This window comes from Luteimicrobium xylanilyticum, from assembly GCF_009429125.1.
GTDB classification, from domain to species: Bacteria; Actinomycetota; Actinomycetes; order Actinomycetales; family Cellulomonadaceae; genus Luteimicrobium; species Luteimicrobium xylanilyticum.
This window is the reverse complement of the sequence record NZ_CP045529.1, coordinates 1,805,896-1,830,105: the sequence shown is the minus strand read 5'-3', so window position 1 is coordinate 1,830,105 and position 24,210 is coordinate 1,805,896. Positions and strand designations below refer to the sequence as shown.

The following is a 24,210-nucleotide window of genomic DNA, read 5'->3' as shown; positions in this document are numbered from 1 at the left end:
CGCGAAACGGTCACGGGACCGGGTACGGTCGTGGCCGTGACGCCGACGCCCACGCCCGCCACCTCGTCGAGCCCCGACGTGCCGACCCACCTGGTCGTCATGGGGGTGTCCGGGACCGGGAAGACGACCGTCGGGCGCCTGCTCGCCGACGCCCTGGGGTGGACCTTCGCGGAGGGCGACGACTTCCACCCGGCCGCCAACGTCGCCCGCATGCAGGCCGGCGTGCCGCTCGACGACGCAGCCCGCCTTCCCTGGCTCGGCGCGATCCGCGACTGGACCGCGGGCCGCGACGCGGCGGGGGTCAGCACCGTGGTCACCTGCTCGGCCCTGCGCGTCGCCTACCGGGACGTGCTGCGCGAGGCGCCCGGGCGAACCCGCTTCGTGCACCTCGTCGGCGACGCAGCGCTCGTCGGCACGCGCATGACCCTGCGGACCGACCACTTCATGCCGCCGTCGCTCCTGCCCTCGCAGCTCGCGACCCTCGAGCCGCTCGGCCCCGAGGAGGACGGCGTCGTCGTGCCGGTCGACGGCCCGCCCGCCCAGGTCGCCGACGCCGCACTGCGTGCGCTCGGCCTGGGAACCGGACTGGGTCGTGTCACCGCCGACGGCGCAGCACCGGTCCCAGCACCACGAGACCGACCCCGAGCGCACTGAGGGCGAGGCCTCGAGGATCCGTGCGGGGCGAGTCGTCGTCCAGGCACGGGCTGAAGCCGAGGTCGTCGGACCGGAACTCCTTCACCGTCATGACCGTGTCGCCTTCGACGACCACGTCACCGGTGCGCAGGGCAGCATGAGGAACAGGCCCCGAGCCGAAGGAGCACGGATTCTCCACCCAGACGTCAGCGGCGCGCTCGCGCCAGCCTGCCGCGGGCGCGACGGTCTCCACGAAGCCCTGCGGCACCTTCCCGAGCTCGACGTCCCCGTCCCAGCCGTGCGGCGTCGGACCGACGCGCTCGATCTGCCACAGGACCGGAGGCTCGGTGTCCTGCGGGTCCGTGGCACGGCCACGCGCGTGCACGGTGACGGCGGTCATCTCGGCCGCCGTGCGCGGGCCCACCACGACGACCGTGCCGCCGTCGGCGGCGCCGCGGAACCCGACACCCACGAGCAGGGGGTCGCCGAACGCACTGACCGAGGGCCACAGCCACCACACGAGTCCCGCGACGACCGACAGGACGCCGCCGACCACGAGAAGCACGCCCGCGCTCCCACGTCGAGGCGCTGCGTCGCCCGCGGTCGCCGACAACGGCGGGAGCGACGACCAGAACTGCCCCGACGGCATGGCAGCAGCGTGGCAGCAGGTCGCCGCGCCCGGGAGGCTCTGGCGGTCACGACTCGGCCACGACCCGTAACGATCCGGGCACGTGGAGCGCTCAGGCCTCGGGGACCCGCACCGCCCAGGTCGCCACCGCGACGGCGGACGCGACGTTGAGGGAGTCCACCCCGCCGGCCATGGGGATCTTGACGGTCAGGTCGCAGGTGGCGATGGTCTTCGGCTTGAGGCCGTCGCCCTCGGTCCCGAAGACGAGCGCGAGCCGCTCGGGCGGGTCGGTGGCGACGTCGTCGAGGCTGACGGAGTCGTCCTCGAGCGCGAGCGCCGCGACCTCGAAGCCGAGCTCGTGCAGCAGGTCGATGCCCCCGACGCGCTCGGCGCCGGTCGCGGCGTGCGGCCAGTCGTGGATCCGTGTCCACGGCACCTGGAAGACGGTCCCCATCGAGACGCGGACGGCCCGGCGGTACAGCGGGTCGGCCGAGCGGGGCGTGAGCAGCACGGCGTCGACGCCCATCGCGGCGCACGCCCGCATCGCCGCGCCGATGTTGGTGTGGTCGACGACGTCCTCGAGCACGACGACGCGCTGTGCCCCCGCACCGCCGCGCGCGCCGCGGAGGAGGTCGGCGACGTCGGGCAGCTCGGGCCGGTGCATGGCCGCGAGCGCCCCACGGTGCAGGTGGAAGCCCGTGATCTGCTCGAGGAGCGGCTCGTCGGCGACGAACACGGGGACGGCGGGGTCGTGCTCCCGCGCCTCGGCGATCACGTCCGCCATGGACTCGAGCCACTTGTCCGCCATGAGGAACGACCGGGGCCGATGGCCTGCCGCGAGCGCGCGCCGGATGACCGTGGACGACTCCGCCATGTACAGGCCCTCGGCGGGCTCGCGCACGCGACGCAGCGCGACGTCGGTCAGGTCGGTGTAGTCCGTCAGGCGCGGGTCGTGGGAGTCGGTGACGGTGACGACGTCGGGCACGGCGGGGCCGGGGAGTACGGGCTCGGGCACGGCTCGATGATCCCACGTGACCTGACGCACCGGAGTCCGTCCGGCGCACCGCCGGAGACTAGCCCCGGTACCGCCAGCGCGCCCCGAGCTCGTCCTGTGTCGGCGCGGTGCCGGGCAGCGGCGACGCATCCGGCCGCGCGCGCAGCCCCTCGAGCTGGAGCTCGACGTACCGGGCGCGCAACGCGGCGGTCCGCTCGGGGTCGCCGAGCCGGACGGCGGTGAGCTGCTCGTAGACCATCGGCAGGTCCTCGTCGGTGACGTCCGGGCGGACGACGCCGGCGTCCTGCGCCCGCGTGAGGATCCGGCCCGCGAGGACCCCGGACTCCGCGGCGAGGGCACGATGCTCGGCGCTCGGCCGGAACCGTCCGGCGAGGCGGACGGTGAGTGAGTGCACGTCGGCGTCGACGACGCCCCGCACGAAAGCCGCGAACGACTCCCACGGGTCGGGAACCGCCTCGGCCGAGGTGGCGACCTCGACGAACCGGCGCAGCCCGTCGAGGCAGAGCCGCGCGAGGAGGTCCTCCTTGCCGGGGTACCGCCGGTAGAGCGCCGAGATCCCGACGCCGGCCGCGTGGGCGACCGCGGCGACGGGCGCCTCGGGGTCGTCGACGAACACCCGCCGTGCGGCGTCGAGGATCGCCTCGTCGTTGCGCGCGGCCTGGGCGCGCCGCCCGCTCAGGGGCGCGACCTGCGCTTCCTGGGGCTTGGTCGCCATGACGTCCTCCTCGTGCTCGAACATCGCCGATCCTACCCCTTGTGCGGAACGGAGCGTTCCGCTACGCTCGAACTTAGCGGAACGATCCATTCCGTTCCCGGCTGATCGAACCGAGGAGAACGCCATGAGCCCGACCATCTTCCCCGTCCTCGACCGCGCACACGCCGCCCTCGCGACCGTGGCCGCCGGCGTCACGGCCGACCAGCTTGCCGCCCCCACGCCCTGCTCGGACTGGACCGTCGCGCAGGTCCTCCAGCACGCCGCGAGCGACCAGCGCGCCTACGCCCAGGCGATCACCGGCACGGACGGGCCCGACGGCGACCCGTTCGCACCGACGGGCACCCTCGACACCACGGTCGAGGCGCTCGTCGGGCCCGCCGTCGCGGCGTCGTCGGGCGCCTTCGCGACCGTCGACGCCACGGCCACCACCCCCGTCCCCGTCCCGCCCGGGCAGCTCCCCGGCTCCGACGCCGCGGCGGCCGCCGCGCTCGACGCCGGCGTCCACGCGTGGGACCTCGCGGCCGCGACCGGCCAGCCGTCCCCGCTCGACGACGACCTGGCCGCTCCGCTCCTGGCCCTCGCCCAGCAGATCGTGGAGCCGCTGCGCCAGTGGGGCGCGTACGCCGCCGTCGTCCCCGCGGGTACCGACGAACCCGCCCAGCCCGTGGTCGACGAGCTCCTGCGCTACCTCGGCCGCGACCCCCGCTGGACGCGGTCCGAGCGATGACCAGCACCGTGATCCGGCCCGCACCCGTCCGCATCCCGCAGGCCGACCTCGACGACGCCCGCGAGCGCCTCGCCCGCACGCGCTTCACGGACGCGATCGAGGGGGCCGACGACGTCTACGGCACCCCCGTCGCGGGTGTCCGCGAGCTCGTCCGGTACTGGCTCGAGGACTTCGACTGGCGCCGCGACGTCGAGGCCCGGCTGGACGCGTACCCGCAGTACGAGACGGTGATCGACGGCCAGCGCGTGCACTTCCTGCACGCACGCTCGGGCCGGCCGGACGCCGTGGGTCTCGTCCTCACGCACGGCTGGCCGGGCTCGGTCCTGGAGTACCTCGACGTGGTCGAGCCGCTCACGGCCGCGGGCTACGACGTCGTCCTCCCCTCGATCCCGGGCTTCGGGTTCTCCGGCCCGACGACGGAGCGCGGGTGGGAGGTCCGGCGCACGGCCGCGGCGTGGGTCGAGCTGATGCGGCGGCTCGGGTACGAGCGGTACGGCGCCGTCGGCAACGACGGGGGCTCGATGATCTCGCCCGAGGTGGGCCGGCTCGACCCCGGACACGTCGTCGGGGTGCACGTCACCCAGCTGTTCTCGTTCCCGTCGGGCGACCCGGGCGAGCTCGCCGACCTGACGCCCGACGAGGGCGCCACGCTCGAGCGCCTGCAGTGGTTCTGGGACACGATGGGTGCGTTCAACGTGCTGCAGTCGCAGGCGCCGCAGACCCTCGCGCACGCCCTCGCCGACTCCCCCGCCGGCCTGCTCGGCTGGAACTCCCAGCTCATGGACGGCCTCGACCCGGCGTTCGTCGTCGCCAACGCGGCCGTGTACTGGTTCACGCGGACGACCGGGTCGTCGCTGCGCTTCTACTACGAGATGGCACACCCGGGGGTTCCCGCCGAACCGGCCGGGCCGACCACCACCCCGACGGCGCTGGCTTCGGCGCGCGGCGACTTCGCCTCGATCCGCCGGTTCGCCGAGCGTGACCACGCGGACCTGCGCAGGTGGACGGTGTACGACGAGGGCGGCCACTATCAGGCGCACGTGGTGCCGCAGCAGCTCGCGGCCGACGTGGTCGGGTTCTTCGACGAGCTCACGGCGGCCGCCCCGGCTGCGTGACGACGCTCCGCCCGACGGCGGCCGGCCATGCGGCGGTGTCCCTCAGGCCTCGTCCGGCGCCCACGCGGGGTCCCGCCCGAGCAGCCGGAGCATCTGCGCGAGAGCGTCGCCCCCGTCCGCCACGAGCGCGGGGGCGAACGCCGCGCCCGGGACCGTGCGCCCCTCGCCGTCCGGGACCAGTCGTGCGATGCCGAGCGCGTGGGCGAGGACGTCGTCGTCGGGCACGAACGTGTCCGCGACCCCGCGCCGTCGGCGGCTCAGAGCCGCAGCTCGCCCTGCGGGTCAGCGTCTCGCCGCGCCCGCCGCACCGCGAGCCCCACGACCGCGATCAGCGCCCCCGCGCCGCCCGCGGTCACGAAGGCCACCCACGGCGCCGCTGCGTCGATGACCAGGCCGACGAGCGGCGAGCCGACCGCGCTGCCGACCGTGAACGCGGTCCCCTGCCACCCCATGGCCTCGCCGCGCCGTTCCTCGGGCACCATGCGCGCGACCTCCTCGGCCGTCGCCGTCATGACGGGGGCGCAGGGCAGCCCCGCGAGGAACGCGAGGAGCGTGAGCCCGACGACCGAGTGGGCGAGCGCCATCGGCACTGTCAGCGCGCCGAGCGCCAGCAGGAGGAGCATCGAGCTGGTCGGGCGGTGCCGGGAGCCGTAGGCGAGGCCACCCACGACCGAGCCGAGGCACCAGGCGAAGTACACGACGCCGAGCGCTCCCACCTGCCCGTCGGTCCGCAGCCGGGCGAGGATCGCCAGGTCCGTGCCGACGAGCACGATCGTCGCGCCGGCCGACGCCGCCAGGACCGCGGCCACGGACGGCGTGAGCCACGCGAGGCGCCGGGTCGGGCCGTTCGCCGGGGCCGCCGGCGTCAGCGGGGCCGCCGGCGGCGACGGGGTCCTTCCGACGACCTGCTCGGCGCGCGTCGGCGGGTCGAACACGAGCAGCAGGACCCCCGCCCCGGAGACGGCGACGCCGATGGTGGCGAGCACCGCCGTCGTCCCCACGTGCGCGGCGACGGCCACCCCCACCGCGGGGCCCACCATGAAGACCAGCTCGGTCGCGATCGAGTCGAGCGCGTACGCGGTCCGCTGCTGGCCTTCCGGTGCGAGCACGCTGATCGACTTGCGCACGACGGTGAACGTCGGGAGCGCGAGAAGCCCGCCCACGAACACCAACGGGATCAGAACCCCGAACGGGACGACGCCGGCGAGCGGCCAGAGCACGAGCTCCGCCACGACCGACGGCCAGACCGCCCGGCGCAGGCCCACCCGGTCGACGAGTCGCCCGCGCCACGGCGAGCCGAGCGCCATGCCGACGGTGGCCGCGGTCGCGACGATCCCCGCCTCGGCGTACGAGCGGTGGAGCGTCTGGACGACGTGCAGGGTCAGGACGAGGGCCGCCGCGGAGTTGGGGATGCGGGCGACCATCGCGACGGCGATCAGTCGCCTCAGCTGCGGCTCGCGCAGGACCTCCCGGTACGCGCGCAGACCCACCGGAGCATCGTCGCACGGCCGCGGCGCCCGCCATTCCCCCTCCGAGGCCGTCCCCCGCGTACGCGCGACCTCGTACGTCGGCGGGCCGATCTACGTGCTCTCCCCGATTGTCCGGGTTCGGGGCCGGTCCCTAGCGTCGGTCGGCAGAGGGTCCGCAGGGGGCCTTCCGTGCGTCGTCGGCGACCCGGGGGCGCACACCCGCCGGCGCCCCGCCCGGAGCGCCGCACTCCCCCACCCGGAAGGCGTGCTCATGCTCCGCACCAGAAGAACCACCGTGCTCGCCGCGGCCGCGACGACCGCGCTCGCCGCAGGCGGCCTGCTCGCGACCGTCGCCCCTGCCCAGGCAGCGACGGCCCTGCCGCCGCACGTCTTCGCCCCGTTCGTCGAGATGTGGACGGGCGACAGCCCGGCGACGCTCGCGACGCAGTCCGGCGCGACCTACCAGACGTGGGCGTTCCTGCAGGCGGCGCAGAAGGGCTCGTGCGACGTGTACTGGAACGGCGACACGTCGCTGCCGGTGGCGTCGTCGTCGTTCGGCGGCGACGTCACGAAGATCCGGGCCGCGGGCGGGGACGTCATCCCGTCGTTCGGCGGGTACACGGCCGACAACGAGGGCACCGAGCTCTCCGACTCGTGCACGAGCGTCGACTCGATCGCAGCGACGTTCGAGAAGGTCATCACCACCTACGACGTGACCCGCATCGACCTCGACGTCGAGGACAACTCGCTGACGAACACGGCCGGCATCACCCGCCGCAACCAGGCGATCAAGAAGGTCGAGGACTGGGCCGCCGCGAACGGCCGCACGATCCAGTTCCAGTACACGCTCCCGACGACGACGACCGGGCTCGCGTCGTCGGGCCTCGCCGTGCTCAAGAACGCCGTGACCAACGGTGCACGCATCGACCTCGTCAACCTCATGACGTTCGACTACTACGACGGCCAGACGCACCACATGGCCGACGACACGAAGACCGCGGCCACGGGGCTCGTCGCGCAGCTGAAGAAGCTGTACCCGACCAAGTCGGACAGCGAGCTGTGGGGCATGGTCGGCGTCACCGAGATGCCGGGCATCGACGACTACGGCGCCGCCGAGACGTTCACGACCGCGGACGCCACGGCGGTCGCGAGCTGGGCCACGCAGCAGGGCATCGGGTTCCTGTCGTTCTGGGCGCTGCAGCGCGACAACGGCGGCTGCGTCGGGCAGGGCGGGAGCGACTCGTGCTCCGGCATCAGCCAGTCCACGTGGCAGTTCACCAACGCCTTCAAGGGCTTCACGTCGGGCACGACACCCACGGATCCGACGGACCCGACCACCCCGCCGACCGACCCCACGACCCCGCCCACTGACCCCACGACCCCGACGTGCACCGCGGCGGCCTGGTCGTCGTCGGCCGTGTACACGGGCGGCCAGCTCGTCTCGTCCGCGGGCCACACCTGGAAGGCGAAGTGGTGGACGCAGGGCGAGAAGCCCGGGTCGTCGGACGTCTGGGCGGACCAGGGCGCGTGCGGCGGCACGTCACCGACCGACCCGACGACGCCTCCCACGGACCCCACGTCGCCCGCGACGTGCACCGCAGCCGCGTGGTCGTCGTCGACGGCGTACTCGGGCGGCGCGACCGTGTCCTACGGCGGCCACCGCTGGACCGCGAAGTGGTGGACCCAGGGTGACGTCCCGGGCGCGAACAGCCAGAACGTGTGGAGCGACTCCGGCTCCTGCTGACGGGTTCCACGCCGAGCGAGCGAAGACGGCGCCGCGCAAGCAGAGGAACGCTGCTTGCGCGGCGCCGTCCGTGCGTGCCCGTCGACGGGCGGGGTCGCTCAGCCCGCGGCAGGCGGCACCGGTCCCGCCCCGACGACGGCGTCCTCCTCGTCCGCGACCGCGCCCGCGAACTGGCTCTCGTACAGCCGGGCGTAGGCGCCGCCCGCTGCGAGCAGGTCGCCGTGCGTGCCCTGCTCGACGATCGAGCCGTGCTCCATCACGAGGATGGTGTCGGCGTCGCGGATCGTCGAGAGCCGGTGGGCGATGACGAACGACGTCCGGCCCGCACGCAGCGCGTTCATCGCGTTCTGCACGAGCAGCTCCGTCCGGGTGTCCACCGAGCTCGTCGCCTCGTCCAGGATCAGGATCGGCGGGTCGGCGAGGAACGCGCGGGCGATCGTGAGGAGCTGCTTCTCCCCCGCGCTCACCGACGAGCCCTCGTCGTCGAGCACGGTCGCATACCCGTCGGGGAGCGTCCGGACGAACCCGTCGACGTGGGTCGCCTCGGTCGCCGCGAGGAACTCGGCCTCGTCGACGGTCCGGCCCTCGCGGATCCCGTAGCGGAGGTTCTCCTCGATCGTGCCCTTGAACACCCAGGTGTCCTGGAGCACCATCCCGACGTTCGACCGCAGGTCCGCGCGCGTCAGGTCGCGCGTGTCGACGCCGTCGAGCGTGATCCGCCCCGCGTCCACGTCGTAGAACCGCATGACGAGGTTGACGAGGGTCGTCTTCCCGGCGCCCGTCGGGCCGACGATCGCGACCGTCTGGCCCGGCTCGACGACGAGGTCGAGGTGCTCGATGAGCGGCGCGTCCGGGCTGTAGCTGAACGACACGTCCTCGAACGCCACGCGTCCGCGTACCGGCCCGAGCTCCGCAGCCGGCACGAGGTCAGGGGTCTGCTCGTCGGCGTCGAGCAGCTCGAACACACGCTCCGCGGACGCCACGCCCGACTGCAGCAGGTTCATCATCGACGCGACCTGCGTGAGCGGCTGGGTGAACTGGCGCGAGTACTGGATGAACGCCTGGACGTCGCCGAGGCTCATCTGGCCCGTGGCGACCTTGAGCCCGCCGACGACGGCGACGAGCACGTAGTTGAGGTTCCCGACGAAGCCCATGGCCGGCTGGATGATGCCGGACATGAACTGCGCCCTGAAGCTCGCCTTGTACAGGCCCTCGTTCTCGGTGTCGAAGTCCTCGATGGCGCTGCGCTGGTGCCCGTAGACCTTGACGAGGGTGTGCCCCGTGAACATCTCCTCGATGTGCGCGTTGAGGCGCCCGGTGCTCGCCCACTGCTGGATGAACTGGGGCTGGGACCGCTTGGCGATCGCCGTGGCGAGCCACACCGAGACCGGCACGGTGGCCAGCGCGATGACCGCGAGGAGCGGTGAGATCCAGAACATCACGACGAGCACGCCGACCACGGTCAGCACCGCGTTCACGAGCTGCGACAGCGTCTGCTGCATGGACTGGGCGACGTTGTCGATGTCGTTGGTGACGCGTGACAGCACCTCGCCGCGCGCCTGCTTGTCGAAGTAGGACAGGGGCAGGCGGTGGAGCTTCGCCTCGACCTCGTCGCGCAGCCGGCGCACCGTGTTCTGCACGATCATCGTCGTGACGCGACCGGCGACCCACTGGAAGACCGACGACGCCACGTAGACCGCGATCACCCAGCCGATGATCACGGCGAGGCGGTGGAAGTCGACGCCGTGCCCGACGACGAGGCCCTTCATCGACTCGACGAGACCGGCCTGGGTACTCTCGCCCCGGTCGCGCAGCGCCTGGGCCGCCTGCGCGGACGTGGTGCCGGCCGGGAAGTACCGGGCCAGCATCTTCGAGGTCACGCCGTCGAAGATGACGTTGGTCGCGGAGCCGAGGAGCTTCGGCCCGGCGACCGCGGCCGCGACCGACGCGACCGTCATGAGGGCGACGACGGCGACCCGCCACCGCTCGCTGCCCAGGTACCGCGCGATCCGCCGCAGCGACGGGCCGAAGCTCATGGCCTTCTCGGCAGGCATGCCCATGCCGCCGAAGGGGCCGCCGCCTCCGCCCGGACCGCGGCGCGGGGGCCGCGGGACGGCCGGACGCTCCGGCGCCGCCGCGGGGCTCTTCTGCTCGTCGGGGGTCTGCTGGTCGCTCATGCTGCTTCCTCCACCGACAGCTGCGAGTAGACGATCTCCTGGTAGGTCTCGCACGTCTCGAGGAGCTGGGCGTGCGTGCCGGTCCCGACGACGCGACCCTCGTCGAGGACGACGATCTGGTCCGCGTAGCGGATGGTCGCCACGCGCTGCGCGACGACGATCACGGTCGACCGACGCGTGCGCGGCTTGAGCGCCGCGCGGAGTGCGGCGTCGGTCGCGTAGTCGAGCGCGGAGAACGAGTCGTCGAACAGGTAGACGCGCGGGTCGCGGACGATCGCGCGCGCGATCGCCAGCCGCTGCCGCTGGCCGCCTGAGAAGTTCGTGCCACCCTGCGCGACCGCCGACCCGAGGCCGTCCGGCAGCTCCTCGACGAACGACCGGGCCTGTGCGACGTCGAGAGCCGCCCACATCTCCTCGTCGGTCGCGTCGGGCTTGCCGTAGCGCAGGTTGTCGGCGATCGTCCCCGTGAACAGGTACGCCTTCTGCGGCACGAGCCCGAGCAGCGCACCGAGGTCCTCTCCGGCGAGGTCGCGCACGTCGACGCCGTCGACGAGCACGGCTCCGTCGATCACGTCGTAGAGCCGAGGCACGAGGTTGAGCAGGGTCGACTTGCCCGAACCGGTCGAGCCGATGATCGCCGTCGTGCGTCCGGGGAGCGCCTCGAAGGTCACGTCGTGCAGGACGGGCTTCTCGGCGCCCGGGTACGCGAACGTGACGTGCTCGAACCGGACGACCCCCGCGTGCTCGGTGTCCCTGCGCGGCTGCAGCGGCTCGACGACCGACGCGTCGGTGTCGAGGACGCCGCGGATGCGCTCGGCCGCGACGGACGCGCGCGGGACCATCATGAACATGAACGTGGACATCATGACGGCCATCAGGATGTACATGATGTAGCTGAGGTAGGCGGTCAGGGCACCGATCTGCATCTCGCCCGAGTCGACGCGGTGCCCGCCGAACCACATCACCGCGACGGTCGACAGGTTCATCACGAGCATGACGGCGGGGAACATCATGGCCATGAGCCGGCCGGCCCGCACCGACGTGTCGTACAGGTCGGTGTTGGCGTCGCCGAACCGGCGGCGCTCGCGCGGCTCGGTGACGAACGCGCGGATCACGCGGATGCCGGAGATCTGCTCGCGCAGCACACCGTTGATGGTGTCGATCTTCTTCTGCATGGCCCGGAAGTACGGCACCATCCGCGAGATGATCAGCCCGACGACGGCCGCCAGGACGGGGACGATCACGAGCAGCAGGCTCGAGAGCGGAACGTCCTGCTGGAGCGCGAGGATCACTCCCCCGATCATCATGATCGGCGCCATCACCATGATGGTCAGGCTCATGAGGACGAGCATCTGGACCTGCTGCACGTCGTTGGTCGCGCGTGTGATCAGGGACGGCGCCCCGAACGTCCCGATCTCCTGCTGGGAGAAGGACTCGACCTGCACGAACTGGGCGCGCCGCACGTCGCGACCGAAGCCCATCGCGACCCGCGCGCCGAGGTACACCGCAGCGATCGTGCACGCCACCTGGACGAGCGTGACCATGAGCATCATGCCGCCGACGCGCCAGATGTAGCCGATGTCCCCCGTGACGACGCCCTTGTCGATGATGTCGGCGTTGAGGGTGGGCAGGTACAGCGCGGCGATCGTCTGGACGAGCTGGAAGACGAGCAGCAGCGCGATGGGTCTCGCGTACTGGGACAGGAACTGCCGGAGCAGCTGGACGAGCATCGGGGCTCCAAGGTCGGTCGGGCGAGGTGGTTCCGGTTCGGGGGGGCCGGTGCGGTGTCAGGTGCGGCGCGCGACGCCGTCGAGGAAGAGTGCGACGAGCTCGGACGGGTCGACCGGCTCGACCTCCGTGCCCCGGCGGCGCGCGTCGATCACCCGCATGGTGGTGCCGAGAAGCAGCACGTTGAAGAGCTCGAACGCGCGGTCACGACTCACTCGCAGGCCCGGGTCGGGGCCGAAGACGCGATCGACGGCGGCGCGCACCTCGGCCTCGCCCTCGGTCTGGCGCTGCATCCACTGCGCCCAGCCGTCGCGGCCTGCGGCCTCGCGCTCGGCCTCCGGGCGCGGGTCGATGCGGCCGAGCTCGTGGAGGATCCCGAACCACCGCATGGTGGTCTCGATCCGGGCGAGCCCGATCTCCATGACGGCCACGAGCCGGTCGCGCAGCGCCAGGCTCCGTGGGATCGCGTCGAGCTCCGGCACGGCGTCGGCCGGGTCGGCCGCGACGAACGCCGCCTGAGCGATGAGCGTGAGCTTGTCGGAGAAGACACGGAACAGGGTGCCCTCCGCGACGCCGGCGGCCTCCGCGAGCTCGCGTGTCGTCGCGGCGACACCCCGCTCGAGCAGCACGGGCCGGACGGCGCGCAGGATCGCGGCGCGGCGTTCGTCGGGCGGGAGGGGCGCGGCACGGCCGCTGCGCCCGGACCCGGCCGCCTCGGCCGGCGGCTCGAGGCTCGTGTCGGTGTCGGTCACGCCTTCGACATTAAGTGAGTGAGCACTCACTCACAAGTGACACATGTCATGACCGGGTGTTCGCCCAGAGCGAACAAGCCTCGTCAGACGGGGAGAGACGTCGCGCGCTGTCGATCGAGCGGCGCCACGATCGTCACAGGGCCGCAGGAGCACGCCGCACCACGAGAAGGAGATGCCATGCGCTACGCCATCTTGCTCCACTACCCCGAGCGCCCCTCCGAGGATCTCGGTGAGGCCCTCGACGAGGGCCAGGCCGCGTTCCAGGCCTACGCCCGCGACCTCGACGACGCGGGCGTGCTCGTCTCGGGCGAGGTCTGGCAGCCGTCCTCGGCCAGCACGACGCTCACCGCGGCCGACGGCACGCTGCGCGTCCAGGACGGCCCCTTCGCCGACACGCACGAACAGCTCGGGGGCCAGTTCGTCATCGACGTGCCCGACCTCGACGCCGCGCTCGCCTGGGCGGAGAGAGCGCCCTCGGTCACGTGGGGCCACGTCGAGGTCCGACCGAGCGCCACCTACGTGGAGTCCGGCGCATGGGTGCCCTCGACCTGATGCCGCCCACCGCCGCACCCGACGCGCGGACCGCCCTCGAGGGCACGGTCCGCGCGTCGTACGGGCGGCTGCTCGCTCTGCTCGCCTCCTGGTGCGGCGACCTGACGCTCGCCGAGGACGCGCTCGCCGACGCAGTCGAACGCGCTCTGCGGACCTGGCCCTCGGCCGGCGTGCCCCGGAACCCGGCCGGGTGGCTGCACCGCGTCGCCCGCCGGCGAACGCTCGACCTGCTGCGGTCCGCCGCGCGGCGGACGTCTCGTCCGCTCGGCGACGCCGTGGCGCCCGCCTCGTCCGGCACCCTCCCCGACGAGACCGACCCCGACGCGCTGCCCGACCGTCGGCTCGAGCTCATGTTCGTCTGCGCGCACCCGGCGATCGACCCGGGCGTCCGGGCGCCGCTGATGCTCCAGACGGTCCTCGGGGTCGACGCCTCCCGCGTCGCGGCGGCGTTCGCGGTGCCGACGGCGACCATGGCGCAGCGCCTCGTACGTGCGAAGCGCCGCATCCGCGACGCCCGTGTCCCGTTCCGCGTGCCGGAGCGCGCCGAGCTCCCGCGCCGACTACCGCCGGTCCTCGAGGCCGTCTACGGCGCCTACACCGTCGGGTGGTCGCGCACGGCCGGTCCGCGGGTGCGCGAGTCGCTCGCCGTCGAGGCCCGCGAGCTCGCTGTCGTTCTCGCGTCCCTGCTCGACGACGCCGAGGCGCTCGGCCTGGCAGCGCTCTTGTGCCTGTCGTCCGCGCGGCTCGGCGCCCGGGTCGTGGACGGCGTCCTCGTCCCCCTCGACGAGCAGGACACCCGGCTGTGGGACGCACACCTGGTCGAGCAGGGCGAGGGGTTGCTGCGCCTCGCGCACGGGCGCGGCACGCCCGGGCGGTTCCAGCTCGAGGCGGCGCTCCAGTCCGCCCACTGCGCCCGGGCCCGGACCGGGCGCACGGACCGGGGCGCCGTCCTGCGGCTCCACCGGGCGCTGGTCGACGTCGCGCCGACCCTGGGCGGGCGGGTCGCCCTGGCCGCGGCGACCGCCCGGGTCGAAGGCCCACGCTCCGGCCTCGACCTGCTCGACGTCCTCGCCGAGCCCGGCCGCGCCTACCAGCCCTACTGGGCGACGCGCGCGGACCTGCTCGCCGCGGCCGGGGACGACGCTGCCGGCGCGGCGCTCGCGCGCGCCGTCGACCTGACGACGGACGTGCCGTCACGCCGCTACCTCGAACGCCGCCACGCGGCCCTGGGAGGAGCGGCGCGAGACGGCGTTCGAGACGCGTGAGCGGCGTGGTCTAGCGACGTGCGGTCACTGCTGGGCGTCGGGGCCCTGCTCCCCCGCCGGGCCGCCGGTGCCGGGTCCGGTCGGCGGGGCGGGTGGCGGCGTCGCGCCACCGAGGGGGCGGGGGTCGACCCCACGCTGACCGGACGCGGGCGGAACCGTGCCGCCGCCCGGACGCTGGCCCCGCTCGGCCCCCGGGTCGAACGGCATACCGGACTGGGTCCCGGCGCTGGTCGCGTCGGCCGTCGCCGCCTCGGCCTGGCGCCGGGCCTCGGCCAGCGCCTCAGCCGGGTCGGTCAGCGCCTGCTCACCGAGGGCGGGACGCTCGCGCTCGACGCGCGGGCGCGGGGCACGGCCCTCGGGTCCACCCTCGTCGGGGCCACCCGCCGGCCCGACCGGACCGCCTTCGCCGCCGAAGCCCTTGGCGATCGATCCGAGCGCCGCCGTGAACTCGGTCGGCACGACCCAGAGCTTGCTCGACGTGCCGTTCGCGATCTGCGGCAACATCTGCAGGTACTGGTACGCGAGCAGCTTCGGGTCGGCGTCGCCCTCGTGGATGGCGTCGAAGACCTGGAGGATGGCGCGCGCCTCACCTTCGGCCCGCAGGATCGCGGACTGCGCCTCACCCTCGGCCCGCAGGATGTTGGACTGCTTCTCGCCCTCGGCCGTGAGGATCTGGGACTGCTTGACGCCCTCGGCCGTGAGGATCGTGGCGCGACGGTCGCGCTCGGCACGCATCTGCTGCTCCATCGAGCCCTGCACCGACGCGGGCGGGTCGATGGACTTGAGCTCGACCCGGTTCACGCGGATGCCCCACTTGCCGGTCGCCTCGTCGAGGACGCCACGGAGCTGTCCGTTGATCTGGTCGCGGCTCGTCAGCGTCTGCTCGAGGTCCATCGCACCGATGACGTTGCGGAGCGTGGTGACGGTGAGCTGCTCGATCGCGGTGATGTAGTTCGCGATCTCGTAGACCGCGGCCTTCGGGTCGGTGACCTGGAAGTAGATCACGGTGTCGATGCTCACGACGAGGTTGTCGCTCGTGATCACCGGCTGCGGCGGGAACGACACGACCTGCTCACGCAGGTCGACCCCCGCGCGCACGCGGTCCACGTACGGCACGAGGAGGTGGAAGCCGGCGTCGAGGGTGCGGGAGTAGCGGCCCAGGCGCTCGACGATGAGCGAGACGGCCTGCGGCACGATGCGCACCGCCTTGACCAAGGAGACGATCACGAAGATCGCGATGAGGGCGATGACGATCCAGACGACGATCGTCCCGGCCGAGGGGTCGTTCATGCGGGTCCTTCCACTGTGGGTCGTGCGGTCGTGTGGTGCGGGGCGGTGGGGCGGACGGGGCGGTCGGGCGGACCGGGTCAGGAACCGCCGGTGACCGCCGGACCGGGCACGTCGGTGGTGCCGGTACCGAGGGCGAGCGGCTCCACGACGGCGGTCGCGCCGTCGATCCGGACGACGCGCACGTGCTCGCCCTGGGCGACGGCGCCGGCGCCTCGCGGTACGCGGGCGGTCCACACCTCGCCGCCCAGCTTGACCCGGCCGTCGGACTCGCTGACCTCCGCGATCGCCACGGCCTCACGCCCGACGAGCGCGTCCGCGTTGGTGCGGGCCACCGGCGTCGACGTGCGGAACCGGTGGACGAGGTACCGGCGGAAGGTCAGCAGCAGGAAGGTCGAGACGGCGCCGAACACGACGACCTGCGCCCAGAACGGCCAACCGAACGCGCACGCGATCGCAGCGACGAGCGCGCCGCCTGCGAACATGATCAGCACGAAGCTCAGGGTCACGACCTCGACGACGGCGAACAGGAGCGCCGCGCCGATCCACCAGAGCCACTCCATGGCCTCCCCCTTCCGAGCGGTCGGTCACCGGTTCGACCTCGAACGCGTGACCTCGATACCTTTGCCCGGACTTTACCAAATCTCCGACGTCGGCGCACCCCCTCCTTCGGGGCCTCGGCGGGTCCGTCAGCGCGCCGCGCGCGCCACCCAGCGCCCCCCGCCGTGCGCGACCACGAGCGAGAGCCCGAACGCCGACGACAGGTTGTCCGACGTGAGCACCTCCTCGAGCGGGCCGGCACCGTGCACCGCGCCGTCCTTGAGCAGCAGGACGTGGGTGAAGCCGGGCGGGATCTCCTCGACATGGTGCGTGACGAGGACCAGGACCGGCGACGACGGGTCGCTCGCGAGCTCCGACACCGCGCGCACGAGCTCCTCGCGCCCACCCAGGTCGAGGCCGGCACCCGGCTCGTCGAGCAGCAGGAGCTCGGGGTCCGTCATGAGCGACCGCGCGATCTGCACGCGCTTGCGCTCGCCCTCCGAGAGCGTGCCGAACGTCCGGTCCGCGAGCTGGTCCACGTCGAAGAGCTTCAGAAGGTCGTGAGCGCGCTCGGTGTCGAGGTCCTCGTACGCCTCGCGCCAGCGGCCGGTGACGCCGTACGCCGCCGTCTGGACGACGTCGAGCACGCTCTCCGAGCCCGGGATCCGATCCGCGAGCGACGCGCTCGCGAGCCCGACCCGCGGGCGGAGCTCGAACAGGTCCGTCTTGCCGAGCTCCTGGTCGAGGATCGTCGCCCGGCCCGACGTCGGGTGCATGCGCCCCGCGGCGATCTGGACGAGCGTCGTCTTGCCGGCGCCGTTGCGGCCCAGGACGACCCAGCGTTCGCCCTCCGCGACCTTCCAGTCGACCCCGTCGAGGATCGTCTTGGCCCCGCGGCGGACGGTGATGTCGGACAGGTCGAGAACCCAGCTCATGGCATCCGACCCTATAGGTTGGGCGCGATGGATCCGTACACGCCACCCGCCCTCGCGAGGAGCACGCTCCTCGCCCTCTGGCTGGCCTTCGGGCCCCGCGACACCGACGCCCGGACCCGGGCCGCACGCCTGGTCCAGGGCGACGACGAGCCTCACGAGGTCACCGGGCTCGACCCGGAGGACGAGCGCGCCGCCCGGGACGCCGACGGCCCGCCGAACGGCGTCGGCACCCTGCTCGCCGCGTGGGCCGGGGCCGACGCCGTCGTGGCGCTCCTGCCCGAGGCCGGGCGCGCGGCGGCCGTCCCCGCCGCCGTGTCGCACGCGGCCGTCGAGGCGGGCGAGTGCGTCCTCGTGGAACGCCGTGGTCGCGCGTTCGCGGCCGTCCCCGAGGTCCGGAGGTTCGGCAGCGACCTCGAGCCCGGCCACCTCGTCCGGTGGGACGTCGTGGAGGTGGACCCGTGGCAGACCCGCGTGCTCGGCGCCGTCGGCACGGTCGAGGACGCCGAGCGGGAGCTGCGGACCGCCCTCGTCACCGCGACCGAGGCGCTCGACTCCCTCGACGTCGCGAGCTGGCGCGAGGACGCCGCCGACGCGATCGCCCGCCTCCGCTCCCCCGTCGACCTCGGCGCGAGCGTGCCCGCGGCCCTCGACCCGCGCCGTGTGCGCGCGCTGTCCCAGGCCGTCCGGCTGCGGACCATCGTCGAGCTCGCCACCGTCGACGACGGCGGCGCGGTCAACGTGTGGCAGTCCGACCAGCGCGGCGCGGCCCTGCACCAGGTGGGCGAGGCCGCGCGTCGGGCGCTCGAGGCCGCGACGCTCCACCTGCGCTGACGCCGGCCTCGCGAAGACGACCTCGCGGAGCAGTCCTCCCGCGGGGCCTACTTCGGCGGTCGTGCGGCCGCCGCGAGGAGGTCGCACGTGAGCGGGGCGAGCTCGACGTCGGCCGCGGCCGCCGGGTCGACCCAGACGTGCTCCTCGATCTCGGCGGCCGGGCGCGGCTCGAGCGATCCACGCACCGCGAAGACCTCGGCGACGAGCGCGTGGCCCGGCTCGTTGGCCGCGGGCGCGTGGCGCGTGCCCCACGGGACCAGGGCGTCGGGTGGCACGACGACGCTGATCTCCTCCGCGAGCTCGCGGACGAGCGCAGCGCGAGGGTCCTCGCCCGGCTCGATCTTGCCGCCCGGCTGCATGAACGCCGTGGTGCCGCGCTTGCGGACGAGGAGGTAGCGTCCGGCGTCGTCGGTGACGACCGCCGCCGCCACGCGGATCACCGGCCGGTCCGGCAGGTCCGGCACGCTCACCGCGCCTCCTCCAGGACCTGCTCGTAGACGGCGACGGTACGGTCCGCGATCGCGTCCCAGGAGAAGTGCTCCTCGACGCGCCGCCGCGCCGCGAGACCCATGGCCGCGGCGCGCTCCGGGTCGAGGACGACGGCGGTCAGCGCGTCCGCGAGGTCGGTCACGAACCGCTCGGGGTCGAGCGGGGTGCCCGTGCCGTCGTCCGCCTGCTCGATCGGGACGAGGAGCCCGGTCACGCCGTCGTCGACGACCTCGGGGATGCCACCGGTCGCGGAGCCGACCACGGGCAGGCCGACGGCCATGGCCTCGAGGTTGACGATGCCGAGCGGCTCGTACACGGACGGGCACACGAAGACCGTGGACGCCGCGAGCACGGCGACGAGCTCGTCGCGGGGCAGCATCTGCTCGATCCAGACGACGCCCGTGCGCTCGGTCGCGAGACGGGCGACGGCGGACGAGACCTCCGCGGCGATCTCGGGGGTGTCGGGCGCGCCGGCGCACAGGACGAGCTGCACCTCGGGCGCCAGGCGCTCGGCCGCGCGGAGCAGGTAGGGCAGCCCCTTCTGCCGGGTGATCCGCCCGACGAACACGACGGTCGGACGGTCGGGGTCGATGCCGAGCCGCTCGACCGTGGCACGCGCCGTGGCGAGCTCGGCCGGCGTGCCCGGGCGCTGCCAACCGTCCAGGTCGATCCCGTTGTGGACGACGTGGACGCGGTCCGGGTCGACCGCCGGGTAGACGCGCAGGATGTCGGCACGCATGCCCGCGCTCACGGCGATGACGCCTGCGGCGGACTCGTAGGCGGTCCGCTCGGCCCAGCTCGAGAGCGCGTACCCGCCGCCGAGCTGTTCGGCCTTCCAGGGCCGCAGCGGCTCGAGCGAGTGCGCCGACAGGACGTGCGGCCTCCCGGTGAGGAGCGACCCGAGGTGGCCGGCCAGGTTCGCGTACCAGGTGTGGGAGTGCACGAGGTCGGTCCCGGCGAGGTTCCCGGCCATCTGCAGGTCGACGCCGAACGTCGCGAGCGCCGCGTCGCCGTCGGCGAGCTCGGCCGGCACGCCGTAGCGGGTGACGACGGGCTCCCCCGGCCCCGCCTGGGCGGCCACGCGCAGCGGGTCGCCGGGGCCGAAGGCGTGCACCCGGACGTCGAGCCGACGCGCGAGGACGCGCGAGAGCTCCGCGACGTGCACACCGGCGCCGCCGTAGACGTTCGGGGGGTACTCACGGGAGAGCAGGTCGACGCGCATGGCGACAACCTAGCGTGCCGTCCGGCGGCGGCGGGCCGTCGCCGCACGTAGCCGCACGAAAGACCGTAGGGTGCAGCCATGGCGACGAAGCGAGTCCTCGCGATCGTCCTCGCCGGTGGCGAGGGCAAGCGGCTGATGCCCCTGACGGCCCAGCGGGCCAAGCCCGCCGTCCCCTTCGGGGGGATCTACCGGTTGGTCGACTTCGCGCTGTCGAACGTCATCAACTCGCAGTACCTGCACGTCATCGTGCTCACGCAGTACAAGTCGCACAGCCTCGACCGGCACATCTCCAAGACGTGGCGGATGTCGCCGCTGCTCGGGAACTACGTCGCGCCGGTGCCGGCACAGCAGCGCGTCGGGAAACACTGGTACCTCGGCAGCGCCGACGCGATCTACCAGTGCCTCAACATCATCGAGGACGAGCGCCCCGACATCGTGGTCGTGGTCGGCGCGGACCACGTGTACCGGATGGACTTCTCCCAGATGGTCGACGCGCACGTCGCGTCGGGCGCCGAGTTCACGGTCGCGGGGATCCGGCAGCCGATCGCGCTCGCCGACCAGTTCGGCGTGATCGACGTCGACCCCGACCAGCCCGGACGGATCCGCGCCTTCCTCGAGAAGCCGACCGACCCCGTCGGGCTGGCCGACTCCCCCGGCGAGGTCCTCGCGTCGATGGGCAACTACGTCGCGGACGCGGACGCGCTCGTCGACGCCGTGACCCGCGACGCCGCGAACGACGACTCCGCGCACGACATGGGTGGCGACATCGTGCCGTACTTCGTGGAGCGCGGGACCGCCGGCGTCTACGACTTCATCGACAACGACGTGCCCGGCTCGACGGACCGCGACCGGAACTACTGGCGCGACGTCGGGACGATCGACGCGTACTTCGACGCCAACAAGGACCTCATCTCGATCAACCCGGTCTTCAACCTCTACAACGACGAGTGGCCCCTGTTCACGGGCTACACGGGCCTGCCGCCGGCGAAGTTCGTGCACGCCGGCCCGGGACGTCTCGGCCACGCGGCGGACTCGATCGTCTCGCCGGGCGTGCTCGTGTCGGGCGCGACGGTGGTCGGCTCCGTGCTGTCCCCCGGCGTCCACCTACACTCGTGGTCGTCCGTGTCGGACAGCGTCCTGATGGACGGCGTCCAGGTGCACCGCCACGCGCAGGTGCACCGCGCGATCCTCGACAAGAACGTCGTCGTGGGCGCGCGGGCACGCATCGGTCTCGACCCGGACGCCGACCGCGCCCGCGGGTTCACCGTGACCGCGTCCGGCATCACGGTCGTCCCGAAGGGGACGGTCATCGACTAGCGCCGCCTGAGACGGCCGACCTCCCGAGGAGCCCCGTGCCCGAGACCGCCCACCGTCGCCGCCTCCTCGTGATGGACGTCGACTCGACGTTCATCGAGCAGGAGGTCATCGAGCTCATCGCGGACCACGCGGGCACGCGCGAGCAGGTCGCCGCGGTCACCGAGCGGGCGATGCGCGGCGAGCTGGACTTCGCGGCGTCGTTGCGCGAGCGCGTGGCCACGCTCGAGGGGGTCCCGGTCTCCGCGCTCGACGACGTCCGGGCGTCGGCGACGCACACGCCGGGCGCGCGCGAGCTCGTCGCCGAGGCGCACCGGCGCGGCTGGGTCGTGGCACTCGTGTCCGGCGGGTTCGCGGAGGTCGTCGAGCCGCTCGCGCGAGCGCTCGACATCGACCTCTTCCGGGCGAACCGGCTCGAGGTCTCGGGCGACCGCCTCACGGGCCGCACCGTCGGCCCCGTGGTCGACCGCGCCGCGAAAGAGCGCGCGCTGCGCGAGCTCGCGGCCGAGCTCGACGTCCCGATGGCCGACACGATCGCCGTCGGCGACGGTGCGAACGACCTCGACATGATCGGCGCCGCCGGGATCGGGATCGCGTTCCGCGCCAAGCCGGTCGTGAAGGAGCAGGCGCCCTACGCCGTCGACGGGCGCCTCGACGAGGTCCTGGCCGTCGTCGACGCGGCCGACGCCCGCACGGACGCGCCCTCCACGTAGGGCCGACGGGTCCGGGCGGCACGATGCGTCAGCAGCTACGCCAGGGCCCGTCGACCCGGAGGCCGTCATGAGGTTCCTGCTCACGTCCGGCGGTGACGCGACCTCTCTCGCGCACCGGATGCGGGCGTCGAGGCTCGCCGACCTGCTTTCCTCGCTGCCCGACCTCGTCCGGGTGGGCGTGAGGTCGCCACCGTGGTCTCCGCGGGCCGCTGGGTCGCGCTCGGCCCTCAGTCGGCGGGGCGTCCGGCGTAGCGCAGGCTCGCGCTCCCCCGGTCCCAGCCGGACCACGAGTCGTCGGCCTCGAGCAGCCCGTAGCCGCCCGTCGGGAGACCGACACGGGCGAGCGCCAGCGCACCCGCGTCGGAGTCCGGGCCGGCGAAGAACGCCGAGGCCGCCCCCATGGTCGGCTCGTGGCCGACGACGAGGACGGTCCGGGCCGCGTCCGGGAGCTCGTGCACGACCGCGAGCAGGCCCCGCACCGTGAGCTCGTAGAGGGCGTCGTCGACGGTGACGCTCGGTGCGACGGGCAGCCGACCGGCGACCAGGTCCCAGGTCTGCCGGGTCCGCAGCGCGGACGAGCACAGCACGACGTCGGGCACGAGCCCGGACGCCGCCAGCGTCTGTCCGACCGTGGCCGCCTGCGCCCGACCACGCAGCGCCAGCGGGCGTGCGTGGTCGGGGCCGGAGCCGGCGGGCTCCGCCTTGGCGTGGCGGAGCAGGACGAGGCGACGTGCGGGGCCGGTCACGCGGCCGACCTCACTCAGGAGCCCATCGCGTGGAAGCCGCCGTCCACGTGCACGATCTCGCCCGTGGTCGCGGGGAACCAGTCGGACAGGAGCGCGGCGATCGCGCGGCCGGCGGGCTCGGCGGTCGAGTTGTCCCAGCCGAGCGGGGCGCGCTCGGGCCACTCGGCGTCGAGCTTCTCGAAGCCGGGGATGGACTTCGCGGCGACCGTCTTGATCGGCCCGGCCGACACGAGGTTGACGCGGATGTTGTCGGGACCGAGGTCGCGCGCCAGGTAGCGTGCGGTCGACTCGAAGGCCGCCTTCGCGACGCCCATCCAGTCGTACACCGGCCAGGCGAGCGTCGCGTCGAAGGTCAGGCCCACGACCGAGCCGCCGGGAGTGCCGTCCTTGAGGAGCTGCTGCGTCGCCACGGCGAGGGACTTCAGCGAGAACGCCGAGATCTCCAGCGCGGTCGCGACGTCGGCCCACTCGGCCGCGAGGAAGTTCCCGCCCATCACGGACTGCGGCGCGAACCCGATCGAGTGCACGACGCCGTCGAGCGAGTCGACGTGCTCGCGCACCGCGGCGTCGAGGTTCGCCAGGTCGTCGGCGTCCTGGACGTCGAGCTGGAGCACCGGCGCCTCGGCGGGCAGGCGCTTGGCGATCGCCTGCGTCAGCTTCGCCTGGCGGCCGAACGAGGTGAGCAGGACGGTCGCGCCCTCCTCCTGCGCGAGACGCGCAGCCTGGAAAGCGATCGAGGCGTCCGTGAGGACTCCCGTCACGAGGATCTTCTTGCCGTCGAGCAGGCCCATCGGTGTCCTTTCTACAGAAGGCTCGACCTGAGCGTACCGGGGCGGGCCCGGCCGGGCGGGTCGAGGAGGTTGGGGTGGTTCAGTGGCCCATGCCGAGGCCACCGTCGACGGGGATCACCGCGCCGTTGACGTAGGCCGCGTCGTCGGAGGCGAGGAACGCGACGACGCCCGCGACCTCCTGCGCCGTGCCGTAGCGGGCCGCGGGGATCTGCGCCTTGATCTCGGTCTGCCGGGCGCCCGTGAGCTCAGCGGTCATCGCGGTCTCGATGAAGCCGGGTGCCACGACGTTCGCCGTGATCCCGCGGCCGCCGAGCTCACGCGTGATCGAGCGGGCCATGCCGACGAGCGCGGCCTTGGAGGAGGCGTAGTTGACCTGGCCGGGTCCGCCGTACAGCCCGACGATGGACGAGATGAGGACGATGCGGCCGCGGCGCAGCCTGATCATGCCCTTCGACGCACGCCGCACGCACCGGAAGGTGCCCGTGAGGTTGACGTCGAGGACGTCCGTGAAGTCCTCGTCCCGCATGCGCAGCAGCAGGCCGTCCTTGGTCACGCCCGCGTTCGCGACGAGCACCTCGACCGGGCCGAGCTCGGCCTCGATCTGGGTGAACGCGGCGTCCACGGCGTCGGAGTCGCGCACGTCGGCGACGGCGCCGAAGACGCCGTCGGGCAGGTCGCCGCCCCGGTAGATGGTCGCCACCCGGTCGCCCTGGGCGACGAAACGCTCCGCGATGGCGCGGCCGATGCCGCGGTTCGCGCCGGTGACCACCACGGTGCGGGGTTCCGGGGTCGCGTGGTTCGTCGTCTCGCTCACTGCTGCTC

25 protein-coding genes are annotated in these 24,210 nt (G+C 73.5%); 9 read left to right on the top strand and 16 right to left on the bottom strand.

Going from position 1 to position 24,210, the window contains the following annotated elements; all coding sequences use genetic code 11:
* Positions 1-36 precede the first annotated feature (36 nt).
* A complete protein-coding gene (locus KDY119_RS08080; RefSeq protein ID WP_407657429.1) occupies positions 37-654 on the top strand; it encodes a gluconokinase in 618 nt (205 codons plus the stop codon).
* On the opposite strand, the gene KDY119_RS08075 is transcribed toward KDY119_RS08080, so the two are convergent.
* The 3 genes from KDY119_RS08075 to KDY119_RS08065 form a co-directional block, all read right to left on the bottom strand.
* Positions 596-1,282: a hypothetical protein gene (locus KDY119_RS08075; protein WP_036950432.1), complete on the bottom strand. Its 687-nt coding sequence runs from the start codon at positions 1,280-1,282 to the stop codon at positions 596-598. The two genes, KDY119_RS08080 and KDY119_RS08075, sit on opposite strands and share 59 nt — an antisense overlap.
* Positions 1,283-1,373: 91 nt before the next feature.
* Positions 1,374-2,276, bottom strand: coding sequence for a TrmH family RNA methyltransferase (locus KDY119_RS08070; RefSeq protein WP_227994572.1), 903 nt, complete (start codon positions 2,274-2,276; stop codon positions 1,374-1,376).
* Positions 2,277-2,334: 58 nt separating this feature from the next.
* Positions 2,335-3,015 (bottom strand): TetR/AcrR family transcriptional regulator, encoded by a 681-nt coding sequence (locus KDY119_RS08065; protein ID WP_227994571.1) that lies wholly within the window; start codon positions 3,013-3,015, stop codon positions 2,335-2,337.
* Between the two features lie 100 nt (positions 3,016-3,115).
* Here KDY119_RS08065 and KDY119_RS08060 point away from each other — a divergent pair, with 100 nt between their 5' ends.
* Both KDY119_RS08060 and KDY119_RS08055 read left to right on the top strand, forming a co-directional pair.
* Positions 3,116-3,718, top strand: coding sequence for a TIGR03086 family metal-binding protein (locus KDY119_RS08060; RefSeq protein WP_153022173.1), 603 nt, complete (start codon positions 3,116-3,118; stop codon positions 3,716-3,718).
* The gene (locus KDY119_RS08055) at positions 3,715-4,833 is read left to right on the top strand and encodes an epoxide hydrolase family protein (RefSeq protein WP_036950439.1); all 1,119 of its coding nucleotides are present in this window, start codon (positions 3,715-3,717) and stop codon (positions 4,831-4,833) included. Before KDY119_RS08060 ends, KDY119_RS08055 begins: the two co-directional genes overlap by 4 nt.
* 42 nt (positions 4,834-4,875) lie before the next feature.
* Here the strand turns inward: KDY119_RS08055 and KDY119_RS08050 are convergent, their stop codons facing one another.
* Together KDY119_RS08050 and KDY119_RS08045 are read right to left on the bottom strand one after the other, a co-directional pair.
* Positions 4,876-5,058: a hypothetical protein gene (locus tag KDY119_RS08050; RefSeq protein ID WP_036950441.1), complete on the bottom strand. Its 183-nt coding sequence runs from the start codon at positions 5,056-5,058 to the stop codon at positions 4,876-4,878.
* A 32-nt stretch (positions 5,059-5,090) separates the two neighbouring features.
* A complete protein-coding gene (locus tag KDY119_RS08045; RefSeq protein WP_227994570.1) occupies positions 5,091-6,323 on the bottom strand; it encodes an MFS transporter in 1,233 nt (410 codons plus the stop codon).
* Positions 6,324-6,573: 250 nt separating this feature from the next.
* Here KDY119_RS08045 and KDY119_RS08040 point away from each other — a divergent pair, with 250 nt between their 5' ends.
* Entirely contained in the window at positions 6,574-8,046 is a 1,473-nt protein-coding gene (locus KDY119_RS08040; RefSeq protein WP_036951123.1) for a chitinase, read from the top strand.
* A 98-nt stretch (positions 8,047-8,144) separates the two neighbouring features.
* Here KDY119_RS08040 and KDY119_RS08035 read toward each other — a convergent pair whose 3' ends face one another.
* From KDY119_RS08035 to KDY119_RS08025, 3 genes are read right to left on the bottom strand one after another with little or no spacing between them, the layout of a single operon-like run.
* Positions 8,145-10,223 (bottom strand): ABC transporter ATP-binding protein, encoded by a 2,079-nt coding sequence (locus KDY119_RS08035; RefSeq protein WP_051136577.1) that lies wholly within the window; start codon positions 10,221-10,223, stop codon positions 8,145-8,147.
* Positions 10,220-11,953, bottom strand: a complete 1,734-nt coding sequence (locus KDY119_RS08030; RefSeq protein WP_051136578.1) for an ABC transporter ATP-binding protein — start codon at positions 11,951-11,953, stop codon at positions 10,220-10,222. Before KDY119_RS08030 ends, KDY119_RS08035 begins: the two co-directional genes overlap by 4 nt.
* Positions 11,954-12,010: 57 nt before the next feature.
* Entirely contained in the window at positions 12,011-12,703 is a 693-nt protein-coding gene (locus KDY119_RS08025) for a TetR/AcrR family transcriptional regulator (RefSeq protein WP_153022172.1), read from the bottom strand.
* A 177-nt stretch (positions 12,704-12,880) separates the two neighbouring features.
* Here KDY119_RS08025 and KDY119_RS08020 point away from each other — a divergent pair, with 177 nt between their 5' ends.
* Both KDY119_RS08020 and KDY119_RS08015 read left to right on the top strand, forming a co-directional pair.
* Positions 12,881-13,255: a YciI family protein gene (locus tag KDY119_RS08020; protein WP_036950447.1), complete on the top strand. Its 375-nt coding sequence runs from the start codon at positions 12,881-12,883 to the stop codon at positions 13,253-13,255.
* On the top strand, positions 13,237-14,520 hold the full coding sequence (locus tag KDY119_RS08015) for an RNA polymerase sigma factor (RefSeq protein ID WP_227994569.1): 1,284 nt from the start codon (positions 13,237-13,239) through the stop codon (positions 14,518-14,520). Before KDY119_RS08020 ends, KDY119_RS08015 begins: the two co-directional genes overlap by 19 nt.
* A 24-nt stretch (positions 14,521-14,544) precedes the next feature.
* Here the strand turns inward: KDY119_RS08015 and KDY119_RS08010 are convergent, their stop codons facing one another.
* The 3 genes from KDY119_RS08010 to KDY119_RS08000 form a co-directional block, all read right to left on the bottom strand.
* Positions 14,545-15,810: an SPFH domain-containing protein gene (locus KDY119_RS08010; protein WP_153022171.1), complete on the bottom strand. Its 1,266-nt coding sequence runs from the start codon at positions 15,808-15,810 to the stop codon at positions 14,545-14,547.
* Positions 15,811-15,887: 77 nt separating this feature from the next.
* On the bottom strand, positions 15,888-16,370 hold the full coding sequence (locus KDY119_RS08005; protein WP_036950452.1) for an NfeD family protein: 483 nt from the start codon (positions 16,368-16,370) through the stop codon (positions 15,888-15,890).
* A 126-nt stretch (positions 16,371-16,496) separates the two neighbouring features.
* Entirely contained in the window at positions 16,497-17,282 is a 786-nt protein-coding gene (locus KDY119_RS08000) for an ABC transporter ATP-binding protein (RefSeq protein ID WP_036950454.1), read from the bottom strand.
* Between the two features lie 27 nt (positions 17,283-17,309).
* On the opposite strand from KDY119_RS08000, the gene KDY119_RS07995 reads away from it, so the two are divergent.
* On the top strand, positions 17,310-18,113 hold the full coding sequence (locus KDY119_RS07995) for a hypothetical protein (protein WP_153022170.1): 804 nt from the start codon (positions 17,310-17,312) through the stop codon (positions 18,111-18,113).
* A 47-nt stretch (positions 18,114-18,160) separates the two neighbouring features.
* On the opposite strand, the gene KDY119_RS07990 is transcribed toward KDY119_RS07995, so the two are convergent.
* Both KDY119_RS07990 and glgA read right to left on the bottom strand, forming a co-directional pair.
* Complete coding sequence (locus tag KDY119_RS07990) at positions 18,161-18,583, bottom strand: NUDIX hydrolase (RefSeq protein WP_227994568.1); 423 nt, start codon at positions 18,581-18,583, stop codon at positions 18,161-18,163.
* Positions 18,580-19,824, bottom strand: a complete 1,245-nt coding sequence (glgA, locus tag KDY119_RS07985) for a glycogen synthase (RefSeq protein WP_153022169.1) — start codon at positions 19,822-19,824, stop codon at positions 18,580-18,582. Before glgA ends, KDY119_RS07990 begins: the two co-directional genes overlap by 4 nt.
* A gap of 78 nt (positions 19,825-19,902) precedes the next feature.
* Between glgA and KDY119_RS07980 the strand changes: the two genes are divergently transcribed.
* Complete coding sequence (locus KDY119_RS07980) at positions 19,903-21,141, top strand: glucose-1-phosphate adenylyltransferase (protein ID WP_153022168.1); 1,239 nt, start codon at positions 19,903-19,905, stop codon at positions 21,139-21,141.
* 35 nt (positions 21,142-21,176) lie between these two features.
* On the top strand, positions 21,177-21,851 hold the full coding sequence (gene serB, locus KDY119_RS07975; protein WP_227994567.1) for a phosphoserine phosphatase SerB: 675 nt from the start codon (positions 21,177-21,179) through the stop codon (positions 21,849-21,851).
* 227 nt (positions 21,852-22,078) lie between these two features.
* Here the strand turns inward: serB and KDY119_RS07970 are convergent, their stop codons facing one another.
* The 3 genes from KDY119_RS07970 to fabG form a co-directional block, all read right to left on the bottom strand.
* Positions 22,079-22,597: a SixA phosphatase family protein gene (locus KDY119_RS07970; protein WP_036950456.1), complete on the bottom strand. Its 519-nt coding sequence runs from the start codon at positions 22,595-22,597 to the stop codon at positions 22,079-22,081.
* 14 nt (positions 22,598-22,611) lie between these two features.
* The gene (gene fabI / locus KDY119_RS07965; protein ID WP_036950458.1) at positions 22,612-23,388 is read right to left on the bottom strand and encodes an enoyl-ACP reductase FabI; all 777 of its coding nucleotides are present in this window, start codon (positions 23,386-23,388) and stop codon (positions 22,612-22,614) included.
* A gap of 79 nt (positions 23,389-23,467) precedes the next feature.
* Positions 23,468-24,202 carry a 3-oxoacyl-ACP reductase FabG gene (gene fabG / locus KDY119_RS07960; RefSeq protein WP_036950461.1) on the bottom strand — a complete coding sequence of 245 codons (735 nt, stop codon included), beginning with the start codon at positions 24,200-24,202 and terminating at the stop codon, positions 23,468-23,470.
* Positions 24,203-24,210: the final 8 nt, after the last annotated feature.

Coding starts and splice junctions, on each gene's coding strand:
- KDY119_RS08075 (WP_036950432.1), bottom strand. CDS start 1,282: ATGCCGTCGGGGCAGTTCTGGTCGTCGCTCCCGCCGTTGTCGGCGACC.
- KDY119_RS08020 (WP_036950447.1), top strand. CDS start 12,881: ATGCGCTACGCCATCTTGCTCCACTACCCCGAGCGCCCCTCCGAGGAT.
- KDY119_RS08035 (WP_051136577.1), bottom strand. CDS start 10,223: ATGAGCGACCAGCAGACCCCCGACGAGCAGAAGAGCCCCGCGGCGGCG.
- KDY119_RS08060 (WP_153022173.1), top strand. CDS start 3,116: ATGAGCCCGACCATCTTCCCCGTCCTCGACCGCGCACACGCCGCCCTC.
- KDY119_RS08010 (WP_153022171.1), bottom strand. CDS start 15,810: ATGAACGACCCCTCGGCCGGGACGATCGTCGTCTGGATCGTCATCGCC.
- KDY119_RS07995 (WP_153022170.1), top strand. CDS start 17,310: ATGGATCCGTACACGCCACCCGCCCTCGCGAGGAGCACGCTCCTCGCC.
- fabI (WP_036950458.1), bottom strand. CDS start 23,388: ATGGGCCTGCTCGACGGCAAGAAGATCCTCGTGACGGGAGTCCTCACG.
- KDY119_RS08015 (WP_227994569.1), top strand. CDS start 13,237: ATGGGTGCCCTCGACCTGATGCCGCCCACCGCCGCACCCGACGCGCGG.
- KDY119_RS08030 (WP_051136578.1), bottom strand. CDS start 11,953: ATGCTCGTCCAGCTGCTCCGGCAGTTCCTGTCCCAGTACGCGAGACCC.
- KDY119_RS08005 (WP_036950452.1), bottom strand. CDS start 16,370: ATGGAGTGGCTCTGGTGGATCGGCGCGGCGCTCCTGTTCGCCGTCGTC.
- glgA (WP_153022169.1), bottom strand. CDS start 19,824: ATGCGCGTCGACCTGCTCTCCCGTGAGTACCCCCCGAACGTCTACGGC.
- KDY119_RS08055 (WP_036950439.1), top strand. CDS start 3,715: ATGACCAGCACCGTGATCCGGCCCGCACCCGTCCGCATCCCGCAGGCC.
- KDY119_RS08040 (WP_036951123.1), top strand. CDS start 6,574: ATGCTCCGCACCAGAAGAACCACCGTGCTCGCCGCGGCCGCGACGACC.
- KDY119_RS08000 (WP_036950454.1), bottom strand. CDS start 17,282: ATGAGCTGGGTTCTCGACCTGTCCGACATCACCGTCCGCCGCGGGGCC.
- KDY119_RS07980 (WP_153022168.1), top strand. CDS start 19,903: ATGGCGACGAAGCGAGTCCTCGCGATCGTCCTCGCCGGTGGCGAGGGC.
- KDY119_RS08065 (WP_227994571.1), bottom strand. CDS start 3,015: ATGTTCGAGCACGAGGAGGACGTCATGGCGACCAAGCCCCAGGAAGCG.